The sequence below is a fragment of the Azonexus sp. GW821-FHT04F04 genome, assembly GCF_059420025.1.
The window spans coordinates 118059-135805 of record NZ_JBWKSX010000007.1 but is presented as its reverse complement, the minus strand read 5'-3'; the positions used below and the strand labels follow the sequence as shown (position 1 = coordinate 135805).

At 58.6% G+C, this 17747-nt stretch carries 15 protein-coding genes and 1 tRNA gene; 10 read left to right on the top strand and 6 right to left on the bottom strand.

Annotation, left to right across the window (positions count from 1 at the left end):
- Window position 1: 1 nt before the first annotated feature.
- Together AC07TV_RS14645 and AC07TV_RS14640 are read left to right on the top strand one after the other, a co-directional pair.
- On the top strand, window positions 2-460 hold the full coding sequence (locus AC07TV_RS14645) for a FecR family protein (protein ID WP_494649104.1): 459 nt from the start codon (window positions 2-4) through the stop codon (window positions 458-460).
- Window positions 453-1040, top strand: coding sequence for an OmpA family protein (locus AC07TV_RS14640; protein ID WP_494649103.1), 588 nt, complete (start codon window positions 453-455; stop codon window positions 1038-1040). The genes AC07TV_RS14645 and AC07TV_RS14640 overlap by 8 nt, the downstream gene beginning before the upstream one ends.
- Here the strand turns inward: AC07TV_RS14640 and AC07TV_RS14635 are convergent.
- The 3 genes from AC07TV_RS14635 to AC07TV_RS14625 are packed head-to-tail and all read right to left on the bottom strand — an operon-like array spanning window position 1027 to window position 4465.
- Window positions 1027-3159, bottom strand: a complete 2133-nt coding sequence (locus tag AC07TV_RS14635) for a CHASE2 domain-containing protein (protein ID WP_494649102.1) — start codon at window positions 3157-3159, stop codon at window positions 1027-1029. The two genes, AC07TV_RS14640 and AC07TV_RS14635, sit on opposite strands and share 14 nt — an antisense overlap.
- Complete coding sequence (locus tag AC07TV_RS14630; RefSeq protein ID WP_494649101.1) at window positions 3156-4118, bottom strand: MBL fold metallo-hydrolase; 963 nt, start codon at window positions 4116-4118, stop codon at window positions 3156-3158. Before AC07TV_RS14630 ends, AC07TV_RS14635 begins: the two co-directional genes overlap by 4 nt.
- The gene (locus tag AC07TV_RS14625) at window positions 4115-4465 is read right to left on the bottom strand and encodes an STAS domain-containing protein (protein WP_494649100.1); all 351 of its coding nucleotides are present in this window, start codon (window positions 4463-4465) and stop codon (window positions 4115-4117) included. The genes AC07TV_RS14630 and AC07TV_RS14625 overlap by 4 nt, the downstream gene beginning before the upstream one ends.
- A gap of 159 nt (window positions 4466-4624) precedes the next feature.
- On the opposite strand from AC07TV_RS14625, the gene AC07TV_RS14620 reads away from it, so the two are divergent.
- The 5 genes from AC07TV_RS14620 (at window position 4625) to AC07TV_RS14600 (ending at window position 10572) form a co-directional block, all read left to right on the top strand.
- The gene (locus AC07TV_RS14620) at window positions 4625-6721 is read left to right on the top strand and encodes a YgiQ family radical SAM protein (RefSeq protein WP_494649219.1); all 2097 of its coding nucleotides are present in this window, start codon (window positions 4625-4627) and stop codon (window positions 6719-6721) included.
- A gap of 156 nt (window positions 6722-6877) precedes the next feature.
- Window positions 6878-8023: a GGDEF domain-containing protein gene (locus AC07TV_RS14615; protein ID WP_494649099.1), complete on the top strand. Its 1146-nt coding sequence runs from the start codon at window positions 6878-6880 to the stop codon at window positions 8021-8023.
- A gap of 73 nt (window positions 8024-8096) precedes the next feature.
- The gene (locus AC07TV_RS14610; RefSeq protein WP_494649098.1) at window positions 8097-8495 is read left to right on the top strand and encodes a group II truncated hemoglobin; all 399 of its coding nucleotides are present in this window, start codon (window positions 8097-8099) and stop codon (window positions 8493-8495) included.
- Between the two features lie 70 nt (window positions 8496-8565).
- Entirely contained in the window at window positions 8566-10407 is a 1842-nt protein-coding gene (typA, locus tag AC07TV_RS14605) for a translational GTPase TypA (RefSeq protein ID WP_226451612.1), read from the top strand.
- Window positions 10408-10416: 9 nt separating this feature from the next.
- On the top strand, window positions 10417-10572 hold the full coding sequence (locus AC07TV_RS14600) for a hypothetical protein (protein WP_226495115.1): 156 nt from the start codon (window positions 10417-10419) through the stop codon (window positions 10570-10572).
- Window positions 10573-10610: 38 nt separating this feature from the next.
- On the opposite strand, the gene moaA is transcribed toward AC07TV_RS14600, so the two are convergent.
- The gene (gene moaA, locus AC07TV_RS14595; RefSeq protein WP_494649097.1) at window positions 10611-11684 is read right to left on the bottom strand and encodes a GTP 3',8-cyclase MoaA; all 1074 of its coding nucleotides are present in this window, start codon (window positions 11682-11684) and stop codon (window positions 10611-10613) included.
- Between the two features lie 318 nt (window positions 11685-12002).
- Window positions 12003-12078: transfer RNA gene (locus AC07TV_RS14590), tRNA-Asn, on the bottom strand.
- Between the two features lie 77 nt (window positions 12079-12155).
- On the opposite strand from AC07TV_RS14590, the gene AC07TV_RS14585 reads away from it, so the two are divergent.
- A complete protein-coding gene (locus tag AC07TV_RS14585) occupies window positions 12156-13850 on the top strand; it encodes a hypothetical protein (RefSeq protein WP_494649096.1) in 1695 nt (564 codons plus the stop codon).
- A 51-nt stretch (window positions 13851-13901) separates the two neighbouring features.
- Here AC07TV_RS14585 and AC07TV_RS14580 read toward each other — a convergent pair whose 3' ends face one another.
- Window positions 13902-15110 (bottom strand): amino acid aminotransferase, encoded by a 1209-nt coding sequence (locus tag AC07TV_RS14580; protein ID WP_494649095.1) that lies wholly within the window; start codon window positions 15108-15110, stop codon window positions 13902-13904.
- Between the two features lie 76 nt (window positions 15111-15186).
- Here AC07TV_RS14580 and uvrB point away from each other — a divergent pair, with 76 nt between their 5' ends.
- Complete coding sequence (gene uvrB / locus AC07TV_RS14575; protein ID WP_494649094.1) at window positions 15187-17256, top strand: excinuclease ABC subunit UvrB; 2070 nt, start codon at window positions 15187-15189, stop codon at window positions 17254-17256.
- Complete coding sequence (locus tag AC07TV_RS14570) at window positions 17253-17735, top strand: low molecular weight protein-tyrosine-phosphatase (protein ID WP_494649093.1); 483 nt, start codon at window positions 17253-17255, stop codon at window positions 17733-17735. Before uvrB ends, AC07TV_RS14570 begins: the two co-directional genes overlap by 4 nt.
- Window positions 17736-17747 lie beyond the last annotated feature (12 nt).

Genomic DNA, 17747 nt, shown 5'->3' with positions numbered 1-17747 from the left:
CATGATTAAAGCACATCGGGCTGCGCTTTGTGCGCTGCTCGCCCTGTTCTCCGGCTCGCCCGCCTTTGCTGCCGACCCGGCCGGCATGGTCAAGGTCGCCAAGGGGCAGGTCAGCGTCGAACGCGACGGCAAGAAACTGCCGGCTACGGTTGGTACCCCGATCGAGGTCGCCGACCGCGTGCGCACCGGCGCCGATGGTTCGGTGGGCGTCACCCTGCGCGACAACACCCTGTTGTCGGCCGGGCCGAATTCGTTGATCGTCATCGACAAATTTGCCTTCGATAACGCGACGCAGGACGGCAACATGTCGATCCGCATCCGCAAGGGGACGCTCTCCGTTGCCTCGGGCAAGATCGCCAAACGGACGCCGGAATCGGTCGATTTCCATACGCCGACCTCGGTTCTTGGCGTGCGTGGCACCGAGTTCGTGATCGAAGTAGAAGGTGGTCGCGATGAATAAGCCGACTGTTTCCCTGATGTTGGTGGCGCTGCTGACCCTGGCCGGCTGTGCCAGCGAGCGCGTCGTCCTGCTGCCGTCGGCCGATGGCCGGGCCAGCGCCGTTGTCATCCGCGACACCCGTGGGGAAATTGTTCTCGACAAACCCTATGCGGCGGCCAAGCGCAGCATGGATGCCAACAAGGCATATCAATCGTCGCCAGAGGAGGTCAGGGAGCGCTTCGCCCAGGCCCTGGCCGCGCAACCGCCACGGCCGAGCAGCTATGTCCTCTACTTTGAAGCCGGCGGCAATGTCCTGACGCCGGAATCTCAGGCGGCGCTGGCCACTATCCGCAAAGAAATCGCCGAACGCCCGGCCTCCGAAGTCATGGTCATTGGCCATACCGATCGCGTTGGCAGTGTCGATGGTAACGACCGCTTGTCGAAAACCCGGGCCGAAGGCCTGCGTGACCAGCTGATCGAATCGGGAGTGGCAGCCGAGAAGCTGGCCGCGGTCGGTCGCGGTGAGCGCGATCCGCTGGTACCGACCGACGACGAAGTCGACGAGCCGAAAAATCGGCGCGTTGAAATCAGCGTTCGCTAGCTGCCGAAGCTGTCTGGCCGTGCCACTGCAGCAATAACAAGGTCAGGTCGTCCGCTGCCGGATGACCGGCCTCGAAGGTGCGCACGGCATCGCGTAGTGCCGTAGCGGCGATTGGCAGCTCGGCCCCGGCGTGGTCTTGAATCACCGATTGCAAACGCCCGATGCCAAACATGCCGGCACCGGCGCTGGCTTCGGTGACGCCATCGGTAAACAGGCAGATCCGGTCGCCGGGCTGCAACAGCAGTTCGCCGGCCACGTAGGGGTAGTCGCCGACGGCACACAGCGGCGGGCCGGCAGTTGCCGTATCGATCCGCGACAACTCTCCAGCGCGCAGCAGGATGGGTGCATCGTGGCCGGCGCAAACGTATTCCATGCGACCTGAGGCGACATCCAGCACGGCGATGAAGGCCGTGACGAAGAGGTATTCGGCATTCTCGCGACTTAACTCGCATTCAAGCTCGCGGACGGCCAGCCCAAGATCGGCCTGACGCCGCGTCAACGTACCGGTCAGGGTCTTCGAGATGGCCATGAACAGGCTGGCCGGCACGCCCTTGCCGGAAACATCGCCGATTGCCACGCAGAGTCGTTGTTGGTCGAGCATGAAACAGTCGTAATAGTCGCCGCCGACGGCCTGGGCGGGTTCGAGGAGGGCGGCGATGGAAAAACGCCGTTCGCCGGCGAAGATTGTCGCCGGATTCGGCAACAGCCCCATCTGGATGCGCCGGGCGGCATCAATTTCGCCAGCCACCCTGGCAGCCTCTTCGCGGCTGCGCTGGAGTAGCAATTCCGCTTCGCGCCGCCGGCTGTCGGCGGCGACCAGCGTGTTGCCCAGCAACAGGATGAATACCGGCGCGAGCAGCAGGATCTGGCTGACGCCGTCGAACAACCAGCGTCCGAAGAAAAAGGCCAGGTAGCCAGCGGCAATCAGCAGCAGGCCCCAGACGGTGAAGCTGAGCACGGCGTAGCGCGGCCGGAGCACCGGAATCGTCGCGATGAGGAGCAGGCCACCGAGCAGCAGCGTGGCGGTTTCGAGGAGCGGGATCCAGTGCGGACGTTGCAAGGCCTGACCGCTGAGCAGGCTTTCAATGACCTGGGCGTGGATGTCGATGCCGGGCAGGCTTTCGCCGAGCGGCGTGATGATCCGGTCCTGCAGCCCGGTACTGTTGAAACCGATGATGACGAAGCGGTCGTCGAAGATTTCCCGGGGATGCACGCCGGCCAGAACGTCGGCTGCCGACAGATAGTAGTTGGCGTTGGCCCGACCGAAATGGAGCAGCACTTCGCCGTTTGGTTGCGTCGGCAGACGATAGTCGCCGATGCGGATCGCCGTCATGCCGCGGCTTCCGCTTTCGGGTACGACGGCGCCGCCACCGAGTGCCAGACGGACCATTTCAAGTGGTAGCGAAAGGAAAGGCAACTGGTTGATGGTGGCTATCGTCGGTACCCGGCGCAGCACGCCTCGTTCGCTGTTCGCCTGCAGGACGCCGGGGCTGGCGTTGATCAGGCCTTCGCCGGCCGCCGATTTTTCGATAAGCGGACGACTGGCCAGCGCCCCGGCATATTGTGGGAGATGCAGGTCGAGGTTGGTGCCCGGATTGAATTCCGGTAGCGGTCGGGCTGGTTGTGTCGAGCCGGGCAGGGCCTTACCCAGGCCGACAACGGCGAGGGCGGTCGGATGAGCGCTCAGGGCGCGGGCCAGTTCCCGGTCGGGATCGGGCAGCGTCGCCAGAACTTCCGCGGGCAGGCCGGGCATCCGGGCCGAGAGGACTTCCGGGCTGTATCGGTCGCGCTCGGCAAAAACGATATCGATGCCCAGCGCCAGCGGCTTGCCAGTCTGGATTTTGTTCACCAGTTGGGCGACCAGGTCGCGCGACCACGGCCACTGGCCATGTTTCACCAGACTCTGGCTGTCGATGCCGACCACAATGACCGGCTCGCTGGTGCGCGCCCGCGGCATCTGGCGCTGATACTGATCGAACAGCGCTTCGCGGACGTTGAGTAGCGGCGTGCGCTCGATGCCGTTCAGCACCAAGGCGCCGACAATGAGCAACAGCAGGGGAAAGGCCCGGCCACGTCCGGCCTGGATCGCCGCAAGGAGCAGTCCGGCCGGAGGCTTCACAGGTCGATAGTCAGGCCGTCGTAGGCAGAAATGATCTCGAGCGGCGCCCGGCTGCCCCGGGTTATCTGCTCGAGCCGCCGTGTTTCGGCGACCAGACGAGAGAGTTGCTTGTCGTCATGGACGGGCTCGTGGTGGAACAGGACCAGCCGCTTGACGGCGGCCGCCTGACAGAGTTCGACGCCGACGATGTTGCTCGAATGGCCCCAGTCGGCCTTGACTGATACGGCCTCGGCCAGCGAGTACATGGCGTCGAAAATGACGAGGTCGGCCTTGCGGAAGAACTGGCTGAATTCGGCGTGTTCGTCGGGGTTTTCCAGCTTGTGCTCGGAGTCGGTCGAATAGACGACAGTGCGATCGAGGCTTTCAAAGCGATAGCCGTAGGAGTCGCCGGCATGCATCTGGCGCTTGGGCGTCACGTTGATGCCCGAGATATAACGCGTCTCGTCGGGCTTCATGATGTCGAACTCGATCTTCGCACCGGCCATGGCGTAATCGACGGGGAAATTGGGCGACTGCATCTGCAGGCGGACAGCCTGTTCGAGATTCGCATGGCAACCGTGGACGACGATGCGGTTGCCCGGAATGTACATGGGCGCGAAATACGGGAAGCCCATGAGGTGATCCCAGTGCAGGTGGGAAATGAAGATGTGGTAGGTCTGCGGATTGGGGACCCCGAAGCGGGCGATCTTCGCCTGGCCGAGTGGCCGGGCGCCGCTGCCCATGTCGCAGATGAAATGATCGTTGCTGTCGCCAACGATCTCGACACACGATGAATTGCCGCCAAAGGTGCCGGCCACGGAAAACGGCAGCTTGTCGACGAATTCGTCGAGGGCCGTGCGGGTCTTGAAATTCTTGCCGTTGGCTGCGGTCAGGGCGGCGACGATTTTTTCCCGGACATCGCGATGCGACAGCGAAACCGGCAGCGAACCGCGAGTACCCCAGAAAACAACCTGATTCATGAGCCGAGAACCTTGCAGGCGGTTTCGACGCTCACATAGCACGGCACGATCAGGTTGAAGCGGCTGATGGCGAATACTTCCTGAACCATGGGCTGCAGGGCGGCAATCGCGAACACGCCTTTTTGCGCCTTGGAGCGGCGCGAGGCCATCATCAGGACACGCAAGCCGGCACTGCTGATGTAATCAACCCCGGAAAAGTCAAGGAGGACGGAAGGGCGCCCCTGAACGCATTGATCAAGCAGGGGATCGAGTGCTTTTGTGAACTCTTCGCTGGATATGTGGTCTATGCGTCCGCTGACGGAAACGATCAGGACACCGGCCTGTTCGCGGGTGGGAAGATTCATCATCGCGTAGGGGATGGGCTCTTGGACAAAGGGCAAGTATGCCATGGCCCCTGGCGCTCTCAGGTAAAATATTGCATGGATTCAAATCAGCAAAACACCCGCCCCCTCTTCGGTTACCGCAAATTCTGGGCACATCGTTTCGGGCCTGCCCCCTTCCTGCCCATGTCGCGCGCCGAGATGGATTCCCTGGGCTGGGATTCGTGCGACATCATTCTCGTCACCGGCGATGCCTACATCGACCATCCGAGCTTCGGCATGGCCTTGATCGGGCGTTTGCTCGAGGCGCAGGGCTTCCGCGTTGGCATTCTTTGCCAGCCGGACTGGAACTCTGCGGTTGACTTCAAAAAACTGGGAAAACCGAATCTTTTCTTCGGCGTCACGGCCGGCAACATGGATTCGATGGTCAATCGCTATACGGCTGACCGCAAGATCCGCTCTGACGACGCTTACACGCCGAACGGCGAGCCGAACAAGCGGCCGGACCGGGCGGTGACCGTCTATGCCCAGCGTTGCCGCGAGGCTTTCCCGGGTTGCAACGTGATCATCGGATCGATCGAGGCCAGCCTGCGCCGCATCGCGCATTTCGATTACTGGTCGGACAAGGTTCGCCGTTCGGTGCTGCCCGACTCCAAGGCCGACATGCTGTTCTTCGGCAATGCCGAGCGGGCCATCGTCGAGCTGGCCCACCGCGTCGCCAAGGGCGAGAAGATCAGCGAAATCCGTGATCTGCGTGGCACAGCCTTCATGGCCCCGTCCGGTTGGTTGCCTTCGGATGACTGGGATGTCATGGATTCGACTTCGGTCGACACGCCGGGCCCGCTGATCAAGCACGTCGACCCGTATGCCATGGAAGGCGATTCCAAAAATGGCCAAAATTCCCGGTCGACCGTGGAAGACGGGGCACCAACGAACGCCCAGCCAATCCGCATCGTTTCGCGCACCGAGCGGCTGGCAGCGCGCCAGGATAGACGTGCCCATACCGTCGTTCGCCTGCCGTCCTACGAGCAGGTCAAGGATGACCCGGTGCTCTACGCCCATGCCTCGCGCACCTTCCACCTTGAATCCAACCCCGGCAACGCCAGGGCGCTGGTTCAGGCCCATGGCGAACGCGATGTCTGGCTCAATCCGCCACCGACTCCGCTAACGACGGAAGAACTCGATCAGGTCTACGAGTTGCCCTACGCCCGTCGGCCGCACCCGAGTTACGGCGAAGCCAAGATTCCAGCCTGGGAAATGATCCGTTTCTCGGTCAATATCATGCGCGGCTGTTTTGGCGGCTGCACCTTCTGTTCGATCACCGAGCACGAAGGTCGCATCATCCAGAGCCGTTCCGAAGATTCGGTGATCCGCGAAATCGAGGAAATGCGCGACAAGACTCCGGGCTTCACCGGCATCGTCTCCGACCTCGGCGGGCCGACCGCCAACATGTTCCACCTGACCTGCAAGGACCCGAAGATCGAGTCGGCCTGTCGCCGGCTGTCCTGCGTCTATCCCGACATCTGCGAGAACATGAATACCGATCACAGCAAGCTCATTTCGCTGTATCGCAAGGCGCGTTCGCTGAAGGGCGTCAAGAAGGTGCTGATCGGCTCTGGCCTGCGCTATGACCTGGCCGTGCGCTCACCGGAATACATCAAGGAACTGGTCACCCACCATGTCGGCGGCTACCTGAAGATTGCGCCCGAACACACCGAGGAACGGCCGCTCTCCAAAATGATGAAACCGGGCATCGGCTCCTACGACCGCTTCAAGCAGCTGTTCGACCGTTTCTCCCGCGAAGCGGGCAAGGAGCAGTACCTCATCCCGTATTTCATCGCCGCCCACCCGGGGACTGAGGACGAGGACATGCTCAACCTGGCGTTGTGGCTGAAAAAGAACAATTTCCGCCTTGATCAGGTGCAGACCTTCATTCCGACGCCGATGGCCATGGCAACAACGATGTATCACAGTGAGCGCAACCCGTTGCGTAAGGTGACGCGCAGCAGCGAACAGGTCGGGACCGTGCGCAACGGTCGTCAGCGCAAGTTGCACAAAGCCTTCCTGCGCTACCACGATCCGGCCAACTGGCCGTTGTTGCGCGAAGCGCTCAAGGAAATGGGGCGGGCCGACCTGATTGGCAATGGCAAAAAGCAATTGATTCCGGCCTGGCAGCCGGCTGGTACGGGCGGTGCGCCGGCTGTATCCACCGGGAATATTCGGCGGACCGGGCCGGCGCCGCGCTCCAGCGTGCAGCGGCAACAGGGGCCCAGGAAAAAATAGTATTCATTGTGGGTTTGACGGGGCTGCGGGAAGTGGTGATACTTTAAAAAAGTCGCATTTTCCGTAGCTTCGAAAGCCTTTAGCCCGTTCCGTTTGTCATATGACCGGGGTTCTCGACAGCTTGTGCGGCATCAAGACAGGATGGCCGGAGCAGACATGTACAGAGGACGAGACCACGAGAGGGGCGGTTGCCATGGTCGACGGATGACCGATCGGCGGCCCGGTTTCGCCCAGCGTCTTGATCTTCACCTGCTCGACGGGGCGCCGCATCGCCTGTCATGGGAGGATCAGCGGGCGCAATACTGGACGCGCTTGCTGTTTTGTATCCTGGCGCTGATGTATTTCAACTTTGGTGGCGAAGCTCAGGTTCGCTCATGGGCAAGCCTGCCCGTCGTCAATGTCGTAATGACAATTTATGGCATGGAGATCCTGTTTTTTATGTGGCATGCAACGCGTGTGCCGCACGCTCCGTGGCGCCAGCGACTGACCATGTGGGTCGACATTGCTGCTGCTTCATTCGCCGCGCTGGCTGATTCGACGCTGAGCTCACCGGGTTTCCTCGTTTTCCTGATGGTCATCCTTGGTAACGGCATGCGTTACGGTCTCAGGCTTTTTGGCGAAGCTGTCATCGGTAGTTTGGGGGCTTCGATCCTCATAGTCTGGCTGCGATTGCCCGATTACCTCGCCATCTTCTCGGTCAGTGCCATCTTTTTCCTGGTGTTCTTTGCCATTGTTGTTCTCTACTCCTATTCGCTGACAGCCAAGATCGAACGGGCTCGCCAGAAACTCTCGCACGAAAGAAATGTTGATGCGTTGACCGGCATGCTCAACCGGCGAGCATTGATCGAAAGAGCTTCCCAGCTTTTCCAGTCCCCTGCGGCGCATGGCGGCAGGATTGTCGTGCTGTTTGCTGATCTGGATGGTTTCAAGAGCGTGAACGATACGCATGGTCATCATGTCGGCGACAAAGTGCTGGTTGCCGTGGCCGAACGCATTCTCGACAACGTTCGCGATATCGATCTGGTGGCGCGCTATGGGGGTGACGAGTTCCTGCTTGTCCTGCCGCGGACCACGCAGGAGGGCGGTGAAATTGTCGCGCAGCGTGTGCGCCAGCAAATCAACGACTGGGCAAGGCAGAACAATATCGATTTCAATGTTTCGATTGGCGTCGGCAACTACCCGGAACATGGCAGCGATCTGGAATCCGTCATCGCCTCGGTTGACAAGGCCATGTACCGCAGCAAGGCGGAATATGGGCGAGGCGGCATTCTGCATGCCGAAAGTGCAGGCTTCTCGGTCTGAACCAGGTTCTCGGCATTTGCCCTGGCCTCCGTTACACTTGACAGCTTTCTTACGAACTACTGCGAGTTGATTGATGACCGACCAGGCCACTACGCCCACGACCTATGAAAAAATCGGTGGCGAAGCCACTGTTGCCAAGCTGACCGCGCGGTTTTACGAATTGATGGACACCACTTCCCATTTTGCGGAGCTGCGGGCCATGCATCCGGCCGATCTTTCGGGTTCCCGGGACAAACTCTTCATGTTTCTTTCCGGCTGGTTCGGTGGCCCGGATCTCTTTGTCGAGAAATTCGGCCATCCAAAGCTGCGTGCGCGCCACATGCCCTTCGCCATCGGCACGAAGGAGCGCGACCAGTGGGTCGCCTGCATGGTGTTGGCGATGGAGGATGTTGGTCTGAGCGAAGATGTTCGCAAGGTGCTGCTGACCAATTTCTTCAATACGGCCGACTTTATGCGCAATAAAGAAGGATAAAAAGCCGGCTGGGGATGTTGCGGCGCACCATCGGTGATAGAATCACGCCTTTGATTTTTCAGGCCTTCCCATGTCCGCTCGTCCGATCCGCAACATCGCCATCATCGCGCACGTTGACCACGGTAAAACCACCCTGGTCGACCAATTGCTCCGCCAGTCCGGCACCTTCGCTGCTCACCAACAACTGGTCGAGTGTGTCATGGACTCCAACGACCTGGAAAAAGAGCGTGGCATCACGATCCTTTCCAAGAACACCGCGGTCGAGTACCAGGGCGTTCACATCAACATCGTCGATACCCCGGGACACGCGGACTTCGGTGGTGAAGTCGAGCGCGTGCTCGGCATGGTCGATGGCGTGGTCCTGCTGGTCGATGCCGCCGAAGGCCCGATGCCGCAGACCCGTTTCGTCACCAAGAAGGCACTCGCTCTCGGCCTGCGTCCGATCGTGCTGGTCAACAAGGTTGACCGTGATGGCGCCGATCCTGATCAGGCCGTCAATCTGACTTTCGACCTGTTCGACAAGCTCGGCGCGACTGACGAACAACTGGACTTCCCGATCGTTTACGCTTCCGGCCTCAACGGCTGGGCGGCCATGGAACTGGATCAGCCACGCGAAAACATGATTCCGCTGTTCGACACGATTCTGCGTCACGTGCCGGCTCCAGATACCGATATCGAAGCTCCGCTGCAACTACAAATTACTGCCCTCGATTACTCCTCCTACGTTGGTCGTATCGGCGTCGGCAAGATCAATCGGGGCAAGGTCAAGACCGGTCAGAACGTGCTGGTCATGTTCGGTACCGAAGAAGAGGCTGCCGAACACGAGCGCACTCCGATCAAGGCCAAGATTGGTCAGGTTTTCGGCTACAAGGGCCTGAACAAGATCGAGTTGGAAGAGGGCCACGCTGGCGACATCGTCCAGATCACCGGTATCGAAGATCTGGTTCTGGGTTGTACCGTGACCGATCCGGAACAACCGGAATCGCTGCCGTTGCTGAAGATCGATGAGCCGACGCTGTCCATGCAGTTCATGGTCAATACCAGCCCGCTGGCTGGTACCGAAGGCAAGTTCGTTACCAGCCGCCAGATCCGTGATCGCCTGCACAAAGAACTGCTGACCAACATGGCGCTGCGTGTGCATGACACCGGTAACGGCGATGTTTTCGACGTGGCTGGCCGTGGCGAACTGCACCTCGGCATCCTGCTCGAAAACATGCGTCGCGAAGGCTATGAACTGGCCGTCGGTCGTCCGCGCGTCGTCAAGAAGACCATCAACGGCGTCGAGTGCGAGCCGTATGAACTGCTGACGGTTGACGTCGAAGAAGACACCCAGGGCGGCGTCATGGAAAGCCTCGGCATGCGTCGTGGCGACCTGCAGGACATGGTGCCGGATGGTCGCGGTCGCGTCCGTATCGAATACCGCATCCCGGCCCGTGGCCTGATCGGTTTCCAGGGCGAATTCATGAACCTGACCCGCGGCAACGGCCTGATGAGCCACGTTTTCGACGAATACGCTCCGGTCAAGGACGGTACTGTTGCCGAGCGTCGTAACGGCGTGCTGATCTCCCAGGACAACGGCGAAGCCGTCGCCTACGCGCTGTGGAAGCTGCAGGATCGCGGCCGCATGTTCGTGGTGCCGGGCGACAAGCTGTACGAAGGCATGATCATCGGTATCCACAGCCGTGAAAACGACCTCGTGGTCAATCCGATCAAGGGCAAGCAACTGACCAACGTCCGTGCCTCCGGTACCGATGAAGCGGTTCGCCTGGTGCCGGCTGTCCAGCTCAGTCTGGAAGCCGCCGTCGAGTTCATCGAAGAAGACGAGCTGGTCGAACTGACGCCGAAGTCGATTCGTCTGCGCAAACGTTACCTGACCGAAATCGAGCGCAAGCGCGCGGTGCGCGGCCTGTAAGGATGTAGCATGAGTTTCTGCCAACCCTGTCGCAACTGGGTCGGACAGCACAAAAAGGCGGCCCGTTGGGTCGCCTTTTTGCTTTTGTTGTCGCTTTTCTTTACCTTGCTCGGCCAATTTACGACGCCGATCAACGCCATCGGCTTCTGCAAGGTTTATCCGTAAATTCCACGGTCAACCGGAAAAAACGGCCAAAATCGAAATCAGCCGCCGGTCATCGACATGAAGCGGACGACCTGCGGTGCATCCATTTGCTGTGTAAAATCGTGCCCGTAGGGCTTTATGCCCATGCTATCGATGATTGCCTGGCGCAGGGCAGCATCGTCATTACTGGCGCGTAGCGCGGGCAGCAGATTGGCTGCATCGTTCTGGCCGAGGCATGGGTAAAGCTCACCCTTGGCAGTAATCCGGACACGGTTGCAGCTATCGCAAAAATTGTGGCTGTGCGGAGAGATGAAGCCGACGCGTGATTCGCTACCAGGAATGCGCCAATAACGGGCCGGCCCACCGGAATCTTCCGTCGATGGAATCAGCTCGAAATGGCGCGACAGCATTTCCCGCGTTTCCTCGGACGAAATATAGGTATTGCTGCGCCCGTGAATTTCGCCCAGCGGCATTTCCTCTATAAACGAAATATCCAGTTCATTTTTGATGGCGAAGCTGACCAGATCGACGAATTCGTCGTCGTTGGTGCCGCGCATCATCACGGCATTGAGCTTGGTGCGCCGAAATCCGGCTTCTCGGGCCGCTTCGATACCGCGCAGCACCTTGGCCAGATCGCCGATCCGGGTGATCTTCCGGAAGCGTTCCGGATTCAAGGTGTCGAGGCTGATGTTGATGCGCTTGACGCCGGCTGCTCGCAAAGGGGCAGCAAATCGGTCGAGCTGGGAACCGTTGGTGGTCAGGACCAGATTTTCCAGACCGGGCAGGGCGCCCAAGCGCTCAATCAGCCACATGGCATCCTTGCGGACGAGTGGCTCACCACCCGTGATCCGCAGTTTGGTGACGCCCAGGCCGACGAACACCGAAGCAACGCGCAAGCACTCCTCAAGACTCATCACCGACTGGCGTGGCAGAAATGTCATTTCCTCGGCCATGCAATACGTGCATCGGAAATCGCAGCGGTCGGTAATGGATAGGCGAACGTAGGAAATGCGCCGCCCGTATTTATCGAGCAGAGTGCCTTCCTGGTGCCCCATTGCCGCGGGGTCGATGCGTGGCGTGAAGTCGGCAAGGCCGACAGGTGTCACTTCCTGTCGAAGTGTTTCGTTTTGCATGGCGAACGATTCATGATGGCCTACAAGGAGTAGAGCTACTGTCAGGACGGCGATTATCGATGGGTGACCGCCCTCGAACAAGTAGAGACATCAAAAATCCAGAAAGTTTCTTGCCGCGAGAAAATGATCCCTCGGGCTACCGGTGTGTGCGCATCGGAATGGCCAGGAAACCGCTCGGTTCAGAGATGCCATGAGGATGATGCTATGATCTCCGCTTCAACATTTCGCAGTATGGCAATAAAAACGGGGAGGGCATGAAATTGACACAACAAAACAAAAAGCCCAACCAATTTGGCTGGGCTTTCTGATGTGTTTTTCTGGCTCCCCGACCTGGGCTCGAACCAGGGACCTACGGATTAACAGTCCGGCGCTCTACCAACTGAGCTATCGAGGAACAGAGATGCGCATTATAGGAGTAGAATCCTCTGCTGTCAAGCATCTTGTGGTTTTTTAAGAAGAAAAATCAGGTTTATGGATTCCAATTTGGTTTATGCAAAAACGCCGATTGGCGATGAGGCGGTTCGCCAGAGCACACGCGTTGTTCAGCGCAATCTGCGTATGGTTTTGGTGCAGGTCGACGGAAAAATGAGCGTTGAGGAGTTGACCGCAAAAATCGGAAATCCCCGGCTGGTTCAATCAGCGTTGCGCGAACTTGAAGAAGGCGGCTATATCGCGCCGACCATTGCAGCAGTGTCGGTATGGGAAGAAAGCAAAAAAGCGGCTCGTCAGGAGGCCGCGCAGGAAAAGTTATCGCCGATTCCTCCGATGTCGGAGTTTTCGACTTTTGGGCCCAAGTCACTGGGCCCGGAGTCAAAGAGGGGTGAGAGCGCGGCGAGCAATTTTTCCTCATTCGGCAAGCCAATTCTTCCTTCCCCAACCCAGTCAGGAAGTGAAGCGGTTCAACCAGTTGTTGCTGAAAGCCGCGATCCAGAATTTCATCCGTACCAGCAAGGCATGTCAACGGGGCGCAAGGCGCTTTTGGCGGTTGTGGCGATCCTGTCACTTCTGCTTGCAACGGTTGTTTTCTATCCCTATGAGCAGTTCAAGCCGGCTATCGAGGCATCAGCGACGCGGATGCTCAATGCCACGGTCAAAATTGACCAGGTCGGTGTAGCGCTTTTTCCGAGTCCTTCGCTAAAGCTGACGGGGGTAAATATTGGTGAATCGGCGGGAGGAAGGATTGCCGAAGTCCGTATTTCGTCGCCTCTTTCACTGCTGGGCAATCCGCCATATCACGTGGCAAAAGTTGAGGTTTCGGGAGCTGCATTGCCAGCCAATCATCTTCTGGCCTTCCCAATGTTCATGGGGGGAGTGGCTGGCAGTCAGGGGCTGATCATCAAAAAATTGGTCGTCGACCATTTGCAACTGGGGCTGGGTGACAGTCTTGTTTTCCGCGATCTTTTTGGCGAGCTTGCATTTCACCCTGACGGAGCCCTTGAAAAAGCAACATTTGAGACAGTCGACCGCAGCATGCTCGTCTATGCCCAACCCGGTGAACAGGGAGTGGCTCTGAGCATTGAAGGACGGGCTTGGGCACCGATGGGAACAGCGGTTTCATTCGCATCTCTGCAAGCCAAAGGGCTGTTGCAAAAGAACAAGTTGCTGATTCAAAACATCGATACCACTTTCCTGGGCGGCATTCTGCGAGGAAACTGGCTTCTCGACTGGAGCAATGGCTTGTCAATGGCGGGCGATGGCACTTTGAGCCGGCTCGATAGCCGCAAGGTTAGCGGCGCTTTTGCGCCTTCCCTCAAAATAGACGGTGATATGAGCGGGACGATACGTCTGCGTTCCAGCGCACCTGACTGGGATGGGCTGTGGGGCAATGTTGAGGCAGTGTTGAGCACGGAAATTACCCGCGGCACCTTGCATGGCGTAGACCTTGGCGAGGCGGTTCGGCGCAGTGGTGTGTCCGAGGTGCGTGCAGGCTCAACCAAATTCGACCGGTTGCGTTCGACGATAAATATCACACCGAAGCAGGTTGTCGGTCGCGATGTCAGGATGGACGCTGGGATGGTGACCGCGGTTGGTCAGTTCACTTCCGGACGTAGCGGGCAGGTCGATGGCAATATGGCTGTCACCATGCAGACATCAGTCTCCAGCCAAAATGCGTCAGTTCATGTTTTTGGTACTCTGCCTGACCTGAGCGCGACAACCCGAAAATAAAAAAGGGCGGAACCGGAGTTCCGCCCTTTTCGTGTTTGGCTACCTAAGCGGTCAGGCCTTGGTGACTGCCGCAATTGCCTTGGCCACGTAATCCAGGTTCTTGGTATTCAACGCAGCCAGACAAATACGTCCGGTTGATACGGCGTAGATACCGAACTCTTCACGCATGCGATCAACTTGGGCAACGGTCAGGCCGGTGTAGGAGAACATGCCGCGCTGCTGGGCAACGAACGAAAAGTCCTGCGCAACTCCTTGGGCCTTGATGGCATCGACCAGGCCGGTACGCATGGCACGGATGCGGTCACGCATGCCTGCCAGTTCGGTCTCCCACATCTGGCGCAGCTCTGCAGAGGCGAGAACGCCAGCTACCAGTGCGCCACCATGGGTCGGCGGGTTGGAGTAGTTGGTACGGATAACGCGTTTGACTTGCGACATGACGCGGGCAGATTCTTCCTTGCCGGCGGTGACAATGGACAGTGCGCCAACGCGCTCGCCGTACAGCGAGAAGTTCTTGGAGAACGAGCTGGAGGCGAAGAATTGCAGGCCGGAAGCCGAGAAGGCACGAACTGCCACAGCATCGGCATCGATGCCGTCGGCAAAGCCCTGATAGGCCATGTCGAGGAAAGGAACAAGGCCGCGATCCTGGCAGATGGCGACGATTTCGGCCCACTGGACATCCGACAGGTCGGCGCCAGTCGGGTTGTGGCAGCAGGCATGCAGCAAGATGATCGAGCCGGCAGCCAGGCCGTTCAGGCAGGCTTTCATGCCGGCGAAATTGACACCGCGCGTCGCGGCATCGTAGTAAGGGTAATTTTCAACAGCGAAGCCGGCAGATTCGAACAGGGCGCGGTGATTTTCCCAGGACGGATCGCTGATATAGACCTTGGCATCCGGGTTCAGGCGCTTCAGATAGTCGGCACCAATTTTGAGGGCGCCGGTGCCACCCAGGGCTTGAGCAGTGATAACCTGACCGTTGGCGATCAAGGCTGAGTCCTTGCCGAGCAGCAGGTTCTGTACCGCAGTGTTGTAGGCCGGATTGCCTTCGATCGGCTGATAACCGCGCGGCAAGGCAGCTTTCACGCGGGCATCCTCGGCGGCCTTGACCGCGGCCAACAGGGGGATCTTGCCGTTGTCGTCAAAATACACGCCGACACCGAGGTTGACCTTGGTGGTGCGCGCATCGGCATTGAAGGCTTCATTCAGACCGAGGATAGGATCGCGCGGGGCCATTTCCACCGCAGCGAAGATCGAAGAGGACATAGGAACTCCGTGAAATAATACAAACAATGTTCGCGCAGCCGATTTGCCGTGCGACGAAAAACCTAAGAATTTTAGCATGAGCGAAACCAACAACATCATTCCGGTTGTCTGCTTTGATGGCAGCCCATTTCGACTGCACCAACCCTTTCCTCCGGCGGGCGACCAGCCAGAGGCGATCAAGTTGCTGGTCGAGGGGCTGGAAGACGGCCTGTCGTTCCAGACCTTGCTTGGCGTCACGGGCTCCGGCAAAACCTATACGATGGCCAACGTCATCGCGCGTACAGGTCGTCCCGCACTGGTGCTGGCGCCGAACAAGACGCTGGCGGCTCAGTTGTATTCCGAATTCAAGGAGTTTTTTCCCGAGAACGCTGTTGAGTACTTTGTTTCCTACTACGACTACTATCAACCGGAAGCCTACGTACCGTCCCGTGACCTGTTTATTGAGAAGGACAGCTCGATCAACGAGCACATCGAACAGATGCGTCTGTCGGCAACGAAAAGCCTGATCGAACGGCGGGACGTCGTTATCGTTGCTACAGTGTCCTGCATTTACGGCATCGGTGATCGCGACGAATACCACAACATGATCCTGACCATGCGCGTTGGCGACCGGTTCGATCAGCGGGCCATCGTCAAGCGACTGACCGACATGCAGTACGAGCGAAACGAGATGGACTTTCATCGAGGTACGTTTCGTGTGCGGGGCGATATCATCGACATCTTTCCAGCTGAGCATGCCGAGCATGCCATTCGTGTTTCGCTATTCGATGACGAGGTTGAAGCGCTGCAGTTTTTCGATCCGCTGACCGGCCATTTGCTGCACAAGGCGCTCCGTTTCACGGTCTTCCCCGCGTCGCACTATGTCACTCCGCGGGACACCGTCCTGCGTGCCATCGAGGCAATCAAGGATGAGTTGCGCGAACGCATCGACTTTTTTACCCGCAACAACAAGTTGGTAGAGGCGCAGCGCATCGAGCAGCGCACCCGATTTGACCTGGAAATGCTCGATCAGATCGGCTTCTGCAAAGGTATCGAGAATTACTCGCGACATTTTTCCGGGCGCAAGGCGGGTGAGTCGCCGCCGACGCTGATTGACTACCTTCCGGCTGATGCGCTGATGTTCATTGACGAGTCGCATGTCAGCATTGGCCAGGTTGGCGGGATGTACAAGGGTGACCGCTCGCGCAAGGAGAACCTGGTCGATTACGGCTTCCGTCTCCCGTCAGCACTTGATAACCGTCCGTTACAGTTCAATGAGTTCGAGGCGCATATGCGCCAGACCATCTTTGTTTCGGCCACGCCGGCCGATTATGAGCAACAGCACGCAGGGCAGGTGGTTGAGCAGGTTGCCCGGCCAACTGGCTTGATTGATCCCGAGGTAATTGTTCGGCCGGCATCGACTCAGGTTGACGATCTTCTGGCAGAAATTAGCAAGCGAGTGGCGGTTGGTGAGCGGGTGCTGGTTACAACGCTGACCAAGCGCATGTCCGAGGACTTGACGGATTTTCTTGCCGACAACGGCATCAAGGTTCGCTATCTGCACTCCGACATTGATACTGTCGAGCGGGTCGAAATCATTCGCGACCTGCGCCTGGGGGAGTTCGATGTTCTCGTCGGCATCAATCTGCTGCGTGAAGGGCTGGATATTCCGGAGGTTTCCCTGGTTGCTATCCTCGATGCTGACAAGGAAGGTTTTCTGCGTTCAGAGCGATCATTAATTCAGACAATTGGCCGTGCGGCGCGCCATATCCATGGCACCGCAATCCTGTATGCTGATACGATTACACGGTCAATGCAGTACGCCATTGCTGAAACAGGGCGGCGGCGAGAGAAGCAAATTGCCTTCAATCTGGAGCACGGCATCACACCGCGCGGTGTGTCCAAGAAGATCAAGGACATCATCGATGGCGTTTATGATGCAGAATCGGCCCAGACCGAGCAGAAGGCCGCTCAGCAACTGGCCGTATACGAGGCCATGGATGAAAAGACAGTGGCCAGGGAAATCAAGCGGCTCGAGAAATCGATGCTGGAGTGCGCGAGAAACCTGGAATTCGAAAAAGCGGCGGCAGCCCGCGACGAACTTTTCCGGCTCAGGGAGCGGGTGTTCGGTGCGGCGCAACACGACCCTGACGGAGAGACGATATGAGCTATCGCGTGCTACTTGTCTGCATGGGCAACATTTGCAGATCGCCGACAGCTGAGGTGGTTTTTCGATATTTTATAAAAATCAATAATTTGGGTAGCAAAGTTGAAGTTGATTCTGCTGGAACGCACGGCTATCACGTTGGCGAAGCTCCCGACTCTCGGACGCAGCGGGCTGCATCTGCACGGGGCTACAACCTTTCCCAGCTACGTGCTAGAAAGGTTGCCAGGCAGGATCTCGACTATTTCGATCTAATCCTGGCCATGGACAAGAGCAATCTGGATACCCTGATGCGCATGGCCACGCCGGAACAACAGAAGCGCATCGGATTGTTCATGGAGTACTCCCAGAATTTTGACGATGACGAAGTGCCCGATCCGTACTATGGCTTGGGCCATGGTTTTGACCTCGTCCTGGACATGGTCGAGGATGCTTCGCTGGGTCTGGTCGAGGAAATAAAAAAGAAACTGGAAGATTCCTGAGGCGGCACCAGG